General features: G+C 71.1%; 12 protein-coding genes. 9 read left to right on the top strand and 3 right to left on the bottom strand.

Annotated elements, in window-relative coordinates; all coding sequences use genetic code 11:
- The first annotated feature begins 42 nt into the window (after positions 1–42).
- The 9 genes from abmR to phoH2 all read left to right on the top strand — a co-directional run bounded on the left by abmR (position 43) and on the right by phoH2 (position 10,059).
- Positions 43–564: an ATP-binding transcription factor AbmR gene (gene abmR / locus KME80_RS13800; protein WP_219505006.1), complete on the top strand. Its 522-nt coding sequence runs from the start codon at positions 43–45 to the stop codon at positions 562–564.
- Positions 565–811: 247 nt separating this feature from the next.
- Positions 812–2,605, top strand: a complete 1,794-nt coding sequence (locus tag KME80_RS13795; RefSeq protein WP_219505004.1) for a phosphoenolpyruvate carboxykinase (GTP) — start codon at positions 812–814, stop codon at positions 2,603–2,605.
- 59 nt (positions 2,606–2,664) lie between these two features.
- Positions 2,665–3,588 (top strand): TIGR04222 domain-containing membrane protein, encoded by a 924-nt coding sequence (locus KME80_RS13790; RefSeq protein ID WP_219505003.1) that lies wholly within the window; start codon positions 2,665–2,667, stop codon positions 3,586–3,588.
- Between the two features lie 99 nt (positions 3,589–3,687).
- On the top strand, positions 3,688–4,644 hold the full coding sequence (locus tag KME80_RS13785) for a TIGR04222 domain-containing membrane protein (RefSeq protein WP_219505001.1): 957 nt from the start codon (positions 3,688–3,690) through the stop codon (positions 4,642–4,644).
- A 171-nt stretch (positions 4,645–4,815) separates the two neighbouring features.
- On the top strand, positions 4,816–6,132 hold the full coding sequence (locus tag KME80_RS13780) for a serine hydrolase domain-containing protein (RefSeq protein WP_246644895.1): 1,317 nt from the start codon (positions 4,816–4,818) through the stop codon (positions 6,130–6,132).
- Between the two features lie 114 nt (positions 6,133–6,246).
- Complete coding sequence (locus KME80_RS13775; protein WP_308125746.1) at positions 6,247–7,044, top strand: MbnB/TglH/ChrH family RiPP precursor modification enzyme; 798 nt, start codon at positions 6,247–6,249, stop codon at positions 7,042–7,044.
- Complete coding sequence (locus tag KME80_RS13770) at positions 7,041–7,394, top strand: SCO6045 C-terminal-like domain-containing protein (protein ID WP_219504997.1); 354 nt, start codon at positions 7,041–7,043, stop codon at positions 7,392–7,394. Before KME80_RS13775 ends, KME80_RS13770 begins: the two co-directional genes overlap by 4 nt.
- Before the next feature lie 374 nt (positions 7,395–7,768).
- Positions 7,769–8,530: an isoprenyl transferase gene (locus KME80_RS13765; protein WP_049573692.1), complete on the top strand. Its 762-nt coding sequence runs from the start codon at positions 7,769–7,771 to the stop codon at positions 8,528–8,530.
- Between the two features lie 260 nt (positions 8,531–8,790).
- Positions 8,791–10,059 carry an RNA 5'-3' helicase PhoH2 gene (phoH2, locus tag KME80_RS13760; RefSeq protein WP_219505104.1) on the top strand — a complete coding sequence of 423 codons (1,269 nt, stop codon included), beginning with the start codon at positions 8,791–8,793 and terminating at the stop codon, positions 10,057–10,059.
- On the opposite strand, the gene KME80_RS13755 is transcribed toward phoH2, so the two are convergent.
- The 3 genes from KME80_RS13755 to KME80_RS13745 are packed head-to-tail and all read right to left on the bottom strand — an operon-like array spanning position 10,049 to position 12,656.
- Entirely contained in the window at positions 10,049–10,561 is a 513-nt protein-coding gene (locus tag KME80_RS13755; protein ID WP_219504995.1) for a hypothetical protein, read from the bottom strand. The two genes, phoH2 and KME80_RS13755, sit on opposite strands and share 11 nt — an antisense overlap.
- The gene (locus KME80_RS13750) at positions 10,558–11,982 is read right to left on the bottom strand and encodes an ATP-binding protein (RefSeq protein ID WP_246644893.1); all 1,425 of its coding nucleotides are present in this window, start codon (positions 11,980–11,982) and stop codon (positions 10,558–10,560) included. The genes KME80_RS13755 and KME80_RS13750 overlap by 4 nt, the downstream gene beginning before the upstream one ends.
- Positions 11,982–12,656: a response regulator gene (locus KME80_RS13745; protein WP_219504991.1), complete on the bottom strand. Its 675-nt coding sequence runs from the start codon at positions 12,654–12,656 to the stop codon at positions 11,982–11,984. Before KME80_RS13745 ends, KME80_RS13750 begins: the two co-directional genes overlap by 1 nt.
- Positions 12,657–12,949: the final 293 nt, after the last annotated feature.

Raw genomic sequence — 12,949 nt, 5'->3', positions numbered from 1 at the left:
TCGGCGCGTGCATTCGGGACGCAACTGTGTAATGGTGATTACATGGCAAGCGATGATGTGACGGCGCAGATACGCGGCTGGTTCACCGGGCGGCTCCCCGAGGGCTGGTTCACCGGTGCGCCCGAGGTCATCAGGGACCGCGAGGAGATCGCGGTGCTCGGCACGCTGCCCGACCCGCCGGCCGGCGCCGACGACGCCGAACGGGCCGCGCTCGTCGAGGGGCTGATCCGGCGCTTCCGCGAGGAGACCCGCGAGCGGCGGATCGAGATCGCCAAGGAGGCCGAGCACCGGTTCCGGCAGAAGGTCTCGTGGGGCGTCGTCTGCGGCGGCGAGACTGTGATGTTCACCACACTCTCTGTGCCCGTTATGACCAGATTGCGGCAATCTGAGCGGCAAGTTCTCGACACGCTTGTGGCCGCCGGCGTGGCCCGCAGCCGCAGTGACGCCCTCGCCTGGTGCGTCCGTCTCGTCGGCCGCAACACCGACACCTGGCTGGCCGAGTTGCGCGACGCGCTCCAGCACGTCGACCGCGTTCGCTCCGCCGGCCCCGATCTGCATTCCTGAGGCACGCAGGGAAAACCGTCCGGGCAATGGACTAAACCATTTCGGAAATTGGTTTAGACCATCCCGATTGGACTGAACCAGTGCCCGGACGAGTTTCTTTTAAATCGTGTCCCGGTGGGTAGGCTCCCCCAATCGTCGAGGCCGCTGCCTGCGGCGACACCCGAGTCAGAGGTCTATGCCAATTGGCTTTCGGGTGCCGTCGTCGTTAATGATGAGCGGGCCCTGAGAGAGTGGAGGAGCCGCAGTCGTGTCCGTTTCCGTGGAAGTCCACGCGCCGACCAGCAATCGCGAATTGGCCGCGTGGGTGAAAGAGATAGCGACCCTTACCGAGCCGGACCGGATCGAGTGGTGCGACGGCTCCGAGGAGGAGTGGACGCGCCTGACCAACCTCCTCGTGGAGCAGGGCACGTTCGTCCGCCTGGCCAAGCGGCCCAACAGCTTCTACGCCAAGTCCGACCCGAGCGACGTGGCGCGGGTGGAGGACCGTACGTTCATCTGCTCCGAGCGCGAGCAGGACGCCGGCCCGACCAACAACTGGATCGCTCCAGCCGAGATGCGCCGCACCTTCGGCAAGCTGTTCAAGGGCTGCATGCGCGGGCGCACCATGTACGTGGTGCCGTTCTGCATGGGACCGCTGGGCGGCGAGATCTCCCAGCTCGGCGTCGAGATCACCGACTCGCCGTACGTCGCGGTCTCGATGCGGATCATGACCAGGATGGGCGAGCGGGCGCTGCGGCTCATCGAGGAGCGCGGCGAGTTCGTCAAGGCCGTCCACAGCGTGGGCGCGCCCCTGGAGCCGGGCCAGGACGACGTGGCCTGGCCGTGCAGCTCCACCAAGTACATCAGCCACTTCCCGGAGACCCGCGAGATCTGGTCCTACGGCTCCGGCTATGGCGGCAACGCGCTGCTCGGCAAGAAGTGCTACGCGCTGCGCATCGCCAGCGCCATGGCCCGCGACGAGGGCTGGCTGGCCGAGCACATGCTCATCCTCAAGCTCACTCCGCCCACGGGCGAGACCCGCTACATCGCCGCCGCGTTCCCGAGCGCCTGCGGCAAGACGAACCTGGCCATGCTCCAGCCGACCATCCCCGGCTGGAAGGTCGAGACCGTCGGTGACGACATCGCCTGGATGCGCTTCGGCGACGACGGCCGCCTGTACGCCATCAACCCCGAGGCCGGCTTCTTCGGCGTCGCGCCCGGCACCGGCCAGGTCACCAACGCCAACGCGGTCAAGACGCTCTGGGGCAACAGCATCTTCACCAACGTCGCGCTCACCGACGACGGCGACGTGTGGTGGGAGGGCCTGACCGAGGAGCCGCCCGCGCACCTCACCGACTGGAAGGGCCGTCCCTGGACGCCCGGCAGCGGCGAGCCCGCGGCGCACCCGAACGCCCGCTTCACCACACCCGCCTCGCAGTGCCCGACCATCGCCCCCGAATGGCAGGACCCCAAGGGCGTGCCCATCTCGGCGATCCTGTTCGGCGGCCGCCGCGCCACCGCGGTGCCGCTCGTGACCGAGTCGCTGAGCTGGGAGCACGGCGTCTTCCTCGGAGCCAACGTCGCCTCCGAGAAGACCGCCGCCGCCGAGGGCAAGGTCGGCGAGCTGCGCCACGACCCGTTCGCCATGCTGCCGTTCTGCGGCTACAACATGGGCGACTACTTCGGCCACTGGATCAAGATCGGCCGTCGCAAGGGCGCCAAGCTGCCGCGCATCTACTACGTCAACTGGTTCCGCAAGAACGCCGAGGGCAAGTTCATCTGGCCCGGCTTCGGCGAGAACAGCCGCGTGCTGAAGTGGATCGTGGACCGGCTCAACGGCGAGGCCAAGGCCGTGCCCACGCCGATCGGCCTGCTGCCGGAGACGCTCGACACCGAGGGCCTGGACCTGCCCGAGGAGGACCTGCGCACGCTGCTCACCGTCGACCGCGAGGTCTGGCGCGAGGAGGTGGCGCTGATCCCCGCCCACTTCGACACCTTCGGCACCCATCTGCCCAAGGAACTGTGGGAGGAGTACAACGCCCTCCTCGACCGGCTCTCCTGACCTTGCGCGTGCGGTGCGGCCGTTCTAGCTTGGCCGTACCGCACCCGGGGGAGTCGTGGATGAACTTATCGATCGTCGCCGTCCTCGTGGCGGCGGTGCTCCTGATCGCCGCCGAGCCGTACGTCGCCGTCGCGCGACGGCGGGTCGCCGAGAAGCCGCCCAGCGGCATCGATCATCACTTGTCCCACTATGAGCTGGCCTATCTGGCCGGCGGGCCCCGGCGGGCCGTCAACACGGCGCTGACCGTCCTCGCGACGGCCGGCGCCGTCCGCGTCTCACGGGCCGGCGTCAGCCTCGTGTACGGCGCCGCGCCGTCGCCCGTGCCCGTCGAGCAGGCGGTGATCGACTACCTGGCGGCCAGGCCCGGCGGGTGCACCGCCGCGGAGGTGCGGCGCGGGCTCGCCGAAGACCGCGCGGTGACCGCGATGGCCGACGGCCTCGTCCGCCGCGGCCTGCTGGTGCCCGAGGGCGCGCTCGACCACGCCCGTTCCCGGATGCGCCTGCTGGTGACCGCGCTGTTCGTGGTGATAGGCGTCGACGCCGCCGCCCTCGCCCTGACCGCCGGCGGTCTGCTGGGCGACCCCGACGACGTCTCCGTCCTCACGCCCATCAGCCTGTTCACCGTGGTCTACGGGATCGCCACGGTCCTCCGCCAGCGCGAGAAGCTGCGCGCCGTGCTCACCCGCGAAGGGCGGCAGGTCCTGAAGACGGCGCGCTCGGCGCACCCGCGCACCGCCCGCGACCGCACGTCCGTCGCCGCGGCCGTCGGCGTTCCCGTCGCCCTGTACGGGCTCGGCGCGGCCGGCGACCCCGTGATCACTGACGAGCTGTCCAGAGGCGCCCCGGGCGGCGACGCGACCGGGGTCTGCGGCAGCCACGCCGACCATTCGTCGGGCTTCGGCGACAGCAGCTCCTCCTCCGAAAACTCCTCCTCCGGCGGCGGAGGCTGCGGGGGTGGCGGCGGCTGCGGCGGCGGCGGATAGGTTCTTGAGACCTTCACGGCACAGCCGTCCGGCCGGGGCCGATCGTCTCTCCAACGACAGCGTCGTCCGCGGATACCTTCCATCGAAGAGGAGGCCGCTTTGGACAGCATCACCGGGCTCGTCCTCACCCTGATCGTCTGCGCCGCCCTGGCCGTGCCCATCTCCCGGGCCGTCTCCGCCCTGGCCGAACTCGACCGGCGGCAGCGCGCGGGCGGCGACGGCGACCGCACCCGCGACCTGACCCCCTACGAGCTGGCCTACCTGGCGGGCGGGCCCAAACGGGTGGTCAACACCGCCATCGCCGTCCTGGTCCGCTCCGAACGGCTGCGCGTCTCACGCGGCGGCCAGTTGCACCGCCTCGCCGGCTCCTCCCGCCCGAAGGAGCCGGTCGAGCGGGCCGTCCTCGACGCCGTACGGGCGCAGCCCACGGGCCTGGCCGCCGCCTCCGTACGCCACCAGGTCGGCAACGGCCCCGCCGTGGACAGCGTGCGGCACCAGCTCGTCCGGTACGGGCTGCTGGTGCCCGACGGCTCCCACGCGACGGCCAGGCGGCTGCTCAGGCGGCTCAAGGCGCTGTCGGCGGTGTCGCTCGTCCTGGCCGTGGCCGGGCTCGCCGTCTTCCTGGCCGTGCCGCACACGCTGGTCGTGGGGTTCGGCGCGGCGGCCCTCGCCGTGGCCGGCGTCACCGGCCTGATCGCGCACCGCCGCCGGCGGGCGCTCGCCGACCAGCTCACGGACACCGCCCACGAGCACCTGCGCCTCGCCCGCTCCGCCCACCCCGCGGGCGTCCTCGCCGCGTCCGGCATGGGCGCCCTCGCCGTCCCGGTCGCCGTGCCCGTCGCCCTGCACGGCCTCGGCGAGCTGGGCGACCCCGAGCTGGAAGCCGAGCTCGACACCCGAGGCCAGGACGTCCCGTACGGATCGAGCTGCGCGGGCGGCAGTTGCGGCGGCGTCGGCGGCAACGACTTCGGCGGCGGCGACAGCGGAGGCGGAGGCGGTGACGGCGGCGGCGGTTCCGGCTGCGGCGGCGGTTGCGGAGGCTGCGGCGGCGGCTGACCCCGCCACCTGCGGTCCCGTACGGGAGTCGCGTGTCAGCGGCGGCGTCAGGCCGATGACGGCCCGGCGTCAGCGCGACCGGCGACCGTGGACGTCATGGACGGTGCAGCGAGTCGCTGACGACAGTCCATGACCGCCACCTGGGACCGAACACCGTAGGCAGGGACAGTCATGAGGGAACAACGCAACCACGGCTCCTCCGCAGCAGGACACGCCGGAGCGACCGGGACGATCCGCCGCGACGGCGGCGCGCCGAGACGCCGGCACACCGTCTTCCGGCCGATGGCGGTCACAGCGCTGGCGGTCGGGCTGCTGGCCGGGGCCATCGCGCCCCCGGCTGTCGCGCCGGGCGCGGCCGCCGCCACCAGCAGCGCGGCCGTGTCGCACGACGCCGGCCAGGACCGCCCGGAGCTGCGGCAGGCCGTCCAGGCGTTCGTCGACGCCGGGTTCCTCGGCGTGCAGGTGCGCGTGCGCGACGAGCGGGGCGAGTGGACCGGCAGCGCCGGGCGGCGCAAGCTGGGCGCGAGCGCGAAGCCGCCCGCGAACGGGCACACCTGGGTGGGCAGCGTCACCAAGACCTTCGTCGCGACCGTGGTGCTGCAACTGGTGGCCGAGGGCGAGCTCGGGCTGGACTCCCCGGTGGACGGCTACCTGCCCGAGTTCGGGCTGGACCGGCGGATCACGGTCCGCATGCTGCTGCAGCACACCAGCGGCCTGTTCAACTACACCGGCGACCTCGCCCCCGACGGCTCATGGGTGCCCGGCCTCCCCGCGACGGGCAAGGAGTGGCTGGACAACCGGTTCCGCTCCTACCGGCCGCAGGAGCTGGTGCGGTTCGCGCTGTCCAAGCCGGTCAAGTTCGCGCCGGGGGCGGACTGGAGCTACTCCAACACCAACTACACGCTGGCCATGCTGCTGATCGAGAAGGTCACCGGCCGTTCGTTCGACGCGGAGCTGAAGCGGCGGGTCGTGCGGCCGCTCGGGCTGAAGGGCACCGTCGTGCCGGGCGACCGGACCCGGCTGCCCGGCCCGTACGCCCACGGCTACTTCCGCTACCAGGACGCCGGCCAGTGGAAGGTGGCCGACGTCTCCCGCCAGAACAACACCCTGCTGGCCGGCGCCGGTGACATGATCTCGACCACCGAGGACCTCCGGACGTTCTTCTCCGCGCTCAACGGCGGCAAGCTCCTGCCGCCCGGGCTGCTGACCGAGATGCGCGAGCCGCACGCCAAGAGCGACCCCCTCTACGGCCGCTACGGCCTCGGGGTGTTCGTCAAGGACCTCGGTCCCGGCTGCGGCACCGTGGTCAACCACAACGGCAGCCCCCCGGCGGGCTACGCGGCGCTGATGTACAGCTCGCCCGACGGCGGCAGGACCGTGACGGCCTCGCTGACCGCCGGAGACGCCGAACTCGACATGGCCGCCTACCCGAAGCTGCTGGACGGGCTCGTCAAGGCGGCGCTCTGCGACGGGCAGCCCACCGGCTGACCAGGCGCCGGACGACGAGAGGGAGGAAGGTCACCGTGCCCGGGGGTTTCCCCGGGCGGGCAGGTGGCGGTTTCATGGGCGGCGACGCCGGAACCTGACGATCGGGGAGGGTGCGTGAAGCGGCTGGGTGTGGGGATCGGCTGGCGGGCGGAGATCGACCTGACCGTCGAACGGCTGCCGGGCGTCGAGTTCGTGGAGGTCATCGCCGAGAACGTGCGCCCGGCGGCACTCCCGCACTCACTGCGGCTGCTGCGCGAACGCGGCCTGCCCGTCATCCCGCACGGCGTCAGCCTGGGCGTCGGCGGCGCCGAACCACCCTCGCCCGCCACGCTCGCCCACCTCGCCGCCTGCGCCCAGGCCCTCGACGCGCCGCTGGTCAGCGAGCACCTGGCGTTCGTCAGGGCGGGCGGCATCGAGGCCGGCCACCTCCTGCCCGTGCCCCGCACCCGCGACGCGCTCAAGGTCGTCACCGAGAACGTCCGCCAGGCCCAGGACGCCCTCCCCGTGCCGCTCGCCCTGGAGAACGTCGCCGCCCTCTTCGGCTGGCCCGACGACGAGCTCACCGACGCCCAGTTCCTCACCGAACTCGTCGAACGCACCGGCGTACACCTGCTGATCGACGTGGCCAACCTCTACACCAACCAGGTCAACCTCGGCCTCGACGCCGCCCACGCCCTCGACACCCTGCCCCTGGAACGGCTCGCGTACGTCCACGTGGCCGGCGGGTACGAGCGGGACGGCGTCTGGCACGACACCCACACCACGGCCGTCCCCGATGCCGTCCTCGACGTCCTCGCCCAGCTCCGCGCCCGCGTCGACCCGCCGGGCGTCCTGCTCGAATGGGACGACCACTACCCCAGCGACGACGCCCTGGCCGCCGAGCTCTCCCGCATCCGGGCGGCACTGGCATGACCGGCGAGCGCGACGACCTCGCCCGGGCCCAGCAACGGCTGATCGCCGCCCTGGTCACCGGCGCGCCCCCGCCCGACGGCTTCGACCCCGAACGGCTGCGCATCCAGGCGAACAGCCTCGTCGCCAAACGCCGTAGCGTCGTGGCCAGGCTCCGCCCGGACGCCGCCGCCGCCTCGGGGCCCGACCTGGCCGCCGACTTCGCCGCGTACGCCGCCTCCCGCATCACCCCGCCGCCCGGCTACCGCGCCGACGCCGACGACTTCGCCGCCTGGCTCACCACCCACGGCAAACTCGCCCCACCCCCCAAGCCCCCGTGGTGGACCCGTTTCCTCCCCCACCGCCACCGATGACCCCGGCGTTGCGTACGTCCTGCTGAGGAGGGCGGGGACGGCCGGGCCGCAGGCGCGCCCTCCCGCTGCCGTACGGGACGGTCGGGAAGCGGTGCGGCCGGCTGCTGGCGAGGCCGGCGGGCGGCGTGGAACAGGCGGGGCGAGGCGGGGGCGAGCTGGGCTGCTGGTTGCGTACGATTCCGGTGTGGGAGCCGCGGCCGGCGGGCGGTGCTGACGTCGGCGGAGCTGGCGGGCTTCGTTCGTGGCCTGGTCGACGAGGCCGAGATCATCTGTTGTGAAGAACTATCGCGTTCAGGCACGGGCACGGGCGAAACGCGGTGATAATTGCCTGTTAGGTCATCCGACCTGAGGCACGCCAGCGCTGGAGGGACTCCGTGGGCCTGCGCGATCTGGTCTACCGGCTGTATGAGCGCCGGTTGGAGGCCAAGCTGTCGAAAGACAGCATTCCCCGGCACGTCGGGGTGATCATCGACGGCAATCGCCGCTGGGCGCGTGCCATGGGCATGAGTGACGTGGCCAAGGGCCACCGCAAGGGCGCGGACAAGATCTCCGAGCTGCTCGGCTGGTGCCGTGAGACGGGTGTCGAGGTCGTCACGGTCTGGATGCTGTCCAACGACAACCTGAACCGGCCCAGCGAGGAGCTGGAGCCGTTGCTGCGCATCATCGAGGACGTCACGCAGGAGCTGGTGGACCAGGGGTGGCGGATCAGCCCGGTCGGCGCGCTCGATCTGCTGCCGGATCGCACGGCTAATGTCCTAAAAACTGCGAAAGAAGCAACATCGCACCGTCCCGGCCTGATTGTGAACGTTGCAGTTGGGTATGGAGGAAGGCGTGAGATTGCCGATGCGGTGCGCTCACTCCTGCAGGAGCATGCGAGCAAGGGCGCGAGCATCGAGGACCTCTTCGAGGTGCTCGATGTCGAACATATCGCGGAGCATCTCTACACCCGCGGCCAACCCGACCCGGATCTCCTCATCCGGACCTCGGGCGAGCAGCGTCTGTCGGGCTTCATGCTGTGGCAGAGCGCTCATTCAGAGTTCTACTTCCACGAGGCATACTGGCCCGACTTCCGCAGGGTCGATTTCCTGCGGGCGCTGCGCGATTACGCTGCGAGACACCGGCGTTACGGTTCCTGACGGGACATCTGGGTATCCAGGACGTAACGTTGGAAGTGTCCGGCCGCAGGCCGGACGCTCCGGAAAGGGCCCGCCTTTGCGCCAACACTGCCGAGGGGGGCCGGAGTCCGGCGCCCCCGGTGGCATGTCGCGGTCGGGGACACGGGCCCGGTCCGATTCCCGCCTCGTCTGCAGGGCGCCCGTCCCCATGGGCGCCCGGGGGAGAACGTGTGGCAGTGTCCTCGAGCAACCCTTCGTCCAACTCGGCCAAGCGCACGTACGTGCTCGACACATCGGTCCTGCTCGCCGACCCGGCGGCCATGACCCGCTTCGCGGAGCACGACGTCGTTCTGCCGATCGTCGTCATCACTGAGCTGGAGGGGAAGCGGCACCATCCCGAGCTGGGCTACTTCGCCAGAAAGGCCCTGCGCTACCTTGACGACCTGCGGGTTCAGTACGGCCGGTTGGACGAGCCGATGCCGACCGGCGACGGCACGATCAGGGTTGAGCTCAATCACAGCGATCCGTCCATCCTGCCCGTGGGCTTCCGCCTGGGCGACAACGACACCCGCATCCTGACGGTGGCCCGTTCGCTGGCCGCCGAGGGGTGTGACGTCGTGCTCGTCTCCAAGGACCTGCCGATGCGGGTCAAGGCGGCCTCGATCGGCCTGGCCGCGGAGGAGTACCGCGCCGGGCTGGTGATCGAGTCGGGCTGGACGGGGATGGCCGAGGTCCAGGTGACCGCGGAGGACGTCGAGACGCTGTTCGACAGCGGCACGGCCGATCTCGAGGAGGCCAGGGACCTGCCGGCGCACACCGGGCTGCGGCTGCTGTCGGCGAAGGGTTCGGCGCTCGGCCGGGTCCAGCCGGACAAGTCGGTCAAGCTGGTGCGCGGCGACCGCGAGGTGTTCGGGCTGCACGGCCGGTCGGCGGAGCAGCGCATCGCGCTGGAGCTGCTGATGGACCCGGAGATCGGCATCGTGTCGCTGGGCGGCCGGGCCGGCACCGGCAAGTCGGCGCTGGCGCTCTGCGCGGGCCTGGAGGCCGTCCTGGAGCGCCGCCAGCACCGCAAGGTGGTGGTGTTCCGCCCGCTGTACGCGGTGGGCGGCCAGGAGCTGGGCTACCTGCCGGGCACCGAGGGCGAGAAGATGGGCCCGTGGGCGCAGGCGGTCTACGACACGCTGAGCGCGGTCACCACGCCCGAGGTGATCGACGAGGTGCTCGACCGGGGCATGCTGGAGGTGCTTCCGCTCACCCACATCCGCGGCCGGTCGCTGCACGACGCGTTCGTGATCGTGGACGAGGCGCAGTCGCTGGAGCGCGGCGTCCTGCTGACCGTGCTCAGCCGGGTCGGCGCCAACTCGCGCGTGGTGCTCACGCACGACATCGCCCAGCGTGACAACCTGCGCGTCGGGCGGCACGACGGCGTGGTCGCGGTGGTGGAGAAGCTCAAGGGCCATCCGCTGTTCGCGCACGTGACGCTCACGAGGTCGGAGCGCTCGCCGATCGCCGCGCTGGTGACGGAGATGCTGGAGGACATCACCCTCTAGGGCTCACCTGCTCCGGGCACTGGAGACCGCCCTCGCGCCTGGTCGGGCGGCGGTCTCCGTACGTCTGCACGATCCTGATGTCCTCGACGGAGGGGTCCTGCTGGGCCGTGCAGACGATCTGGGCCTTGCCGACCCTGGTCAGGGTTCCATCGCCGCGGATGTAGATGGTGAGCGTCGAGGTCCTGGGCAGCCTGACCTCGTCGCGCGGGACGGGGTTCAGCGAGTCCTCGATGCGTTCGAGCGTGAAGCCGCGCAGCGCCGTGTCCAGGTCGCCGAGCGGCTTGGTGGAGGCCGCGAACAGGGCGTTCAGCAGGCTGCTCACCGAGTCGGACTGGACGTCGGCGGGCTCCAGCGACAGTTCGCCGTCCTTGAGCAGGTAGATGGTCTTCGAGGGCGGCGGGATGTCGACGACGGGCGCCCGGGCCCGGTCGACCACGTCGGTGGGGGCGATGCCGCACGCCGCCGTCAGCAGCAGCAGGGCTCCGGCCAGGGTCCGTCTCATGCCAGCGGGCTCCTGTTGTGCGGGAGCCAGACGGTGAAGAGCGCGCCGGGGTGCTGGGCGCGTACCGAGATCGTGCCGCCGTGCAGGTGCACGTTGGCGCGCGCGATCGCCAGGCCCAGCCCGCTGCCCTGGCTGCGGGCGCGGCCGGAGCCCGCCTTGAAGAAGCGGTCGAAGACGTGCGGCATCGCCTCCGGCGGGATGCCCTTGCCGTGGTCGCGCACCTTCACCTCCAGGCCGTTGTCCGTGGCTCTCGCGCTGACCATCACGGGCGGTTCGCCGTGTTTGAGGGCGTTGCCGACGAGGTTGGCGACGATGACGTCGAAGCGTCTGGGGTCGAGGCTGACGAGGAGGCTGCGGGAGGAGTTCACCCGGACCTTCTCGCTCCAGCCGCGCACCTCCAGGCAGTCCTGGATCGCGTCGGCGACGTTGACCTCCTCCAGGTTGAGCGTGGCGGTGCCCGCGTCGAAGCGGCTGACCTCGATGAGGTGCTCGACGAGCTCGCGCAGCCGTTCGATCTCGCGCAGGACCAGCCGTACGGCCTCGGCGGGGGCCTGCGGGAGCCGGTTGGCCTCCTCCGAGAGCATGTCGGCCACGGCCGTCATGGCGGTCAGCGGGGTGCGCAGCTCGTGCGACACGTCGGCGACGAACCTGCGCGACATCGCCTCCAGGGAGCGCAGCTCGGACACGCTCAGCTCCAGGGCCGCCGCGGCGTCGTTGAACCGGGCGGTGAGCTCGGCCAGCTCGTCCTGCCCGCGTACGGGCAGGCGGGTGTCGAGGCGGCCCTCGCCGAGCGCCTGGGCGGCCGCGCTGAGCCGCCGTACGGGCAGCAGCACCTGCCGGGCCGACAGCAGTGCCACGATCAGCGCTATGCCCACGATGGCCGAGCCGCCCTGGGCGAGCTTGGAGCGCAGGGTGGCGAGCTGGCTCTCCTCGTCGCGCATGGGGAAGAAGACGAACGCGCGCAGCCCGGTGGCCTCGGGGCCGGCGCCGTGGTCGCGGTAGACCTCGGCGCCGACGATCAGCCACAGCTCGCCGCGCAGGAGCTGGCGCTGGGAGACGACCATCTGCTTGGCGCGGCCGTGCAGCTCGTTCGGCACGTCGGTCATGGTCATCGGGCCGTCGGCGTTCGTCAGGTTGCCGTACTCGATCACCACGCTGCGGCCGGGCCCGTCGAGCGCCTGGGTCAGGTAGCCGAGCTCGCGGGTGCTGGGCGCGGCCTCGCCGGGCCGCAGTCGGCCAATGGGGAAGGTGATCCGGCTGAGCTCCCGGGAGATGAGGTCGACGGCGGAATCCTCGGCCCGCTTGACCAGCGCCGACTTGGCCAGTTCGAAGCCGATGGTGGCGACCAGGACCGACGCGGTCACGGCGACCAGGGTGAAGGTGATGACCAGGCGCGCCCGGAACCCGGTGGGCAGCCTCATCACGGAGGGCTGAACCGGTAGCCGAACCCGCGGACGGTGTGGATGAACACCGGCTCGGCCGGCCTCGGCTCGATCTTGGCGCGGACCCGCTGTACGCAGGCGTCGACGAGCCGGGAGTCGGCCACGTGCGTGTGGTCCCAGACGGCGCGCAGCAGGTAGCGCCGGTTGAGCACCTGGCCGGGGTGGCGCACCAGCTCCAGCAGCAGCCGCAGCTCGGTGGGCGTCAGGTGGATCTCCTTGCCGGCCAGCGTGACCTTGAGCGCGCCCCGGTCGATCATGAGGTCGCCGAACGTGATGCGGTCGGAGGAGGCGGATTCGGCGCGGCGCAGGATGGCGCGGATGCGGGCGTCGAGCACGCGTGGTTCGACGGGTTTGACCACGTAGTCGTCGGCGCCGGCCTCCAGGCCGACGACCACGTCGAGGTCGTCGCCGCGGGCGGTGAGGAGGATGACGGGGAGCTGGTCGAGCTTGCGGATGCGGCGGCACACCTCGACGCCGTCGATGCCGGGCAGCATGACGTCGAGAATGGCGATCTCGGGACGGCGTGACCGGATGTGGTCCAGGGCCTCCTCACCCGTCGCGTAGGAGGTGACGGAGTGCCCCTGCCGGGCCAGCGCCAGCTCCAGAGCTGTGCGGACCGAGGGGTCGTCTTCGACGAGAAGGATGCCTGCCACTCGCACATTATTCCGGCTTGTCAGGTATATCCGGGTTGTGTCATGAAACTGTGACGCGCCTCTTGCCTGATCCTTAAACCCCTGTAACAGCGTATGAATCGGCCCTCCCCTCGGTTACGGGTGCCCGAGGGGCGGGCCAAGCAGTGTGACCAAAATCACAGTTGCCGGTAACCTGCTGGTTGGCCAAGGTACGGCCAAGCGAATCCCCGGTTCCGGTTGCGCAGCACCCCCCAAGTCACGGCAAGCTCATGGATCGTGAGCCCAGGTCCCAGGTTGAGTGAGCGCCCGTCGCG

It is taken from the genome of Nonomuraea ceibae (assembly GCF_019396325.1).
In the GTDB taxonomy this organism is placed as follows: Bacteria; Actinomycetota; Actinomycetes; order Streptosporangiales; family Streptosporangiaceae; genus Nonomuraea; species Nonomuraea ceibae.
The sequence above is the reverse complement of the archived record's forward strand: the minus strand, read 5'-3'. Positions and strand labels throughout refer to the sequence as shown.

Excerpts from the sequence above, each read along its gene's own strand:
- abmR (WP_219505006.1), top strand. The coding sequence starts at position 43 with ATGGCAAGCGATGATGTGACGGCGCAGATACGCGGCTGGTTCACCGGG.
- KME80_RS13790 (WP_219505003.1), top strand. The coding sequence starts at position 2,665 with ATGAACTTATCGATCGTCGCCGTCCTCGTGGCGGCGGTGCTCCTGATC.
- KME80_RS13780 (WP_246644895.1), top strand. The coding sequence starts at position 4,816 with ATGAGGGAACAACGCAACCACGGCTCCTCCGCAGCAGGACACGCCGGA.
- KME80_RS13770 (WP_219504997.1), top strand. The coding sequence starts at position 7,041 with ATGACCGGCGAGCGCGACGACCTCGCCCGGGCCCAGCAACGGCTGATC.
- KME80_RS13755 (WP_219504995.1), bottom strand. The coding sequence starts at position 10,561 with ATGAGACGGACCCTGGCCGGAGCCCTGCTGCTGCTGACGGCGGCGTGC.
- KME80_RS13750 (WP_246644893.1), bottom strand. The coding sequence starts at position 11,982 with ATGAGGCTGCCCACCGGGTTCCGGGCGCGCCTGGTCATCACCTTCACC.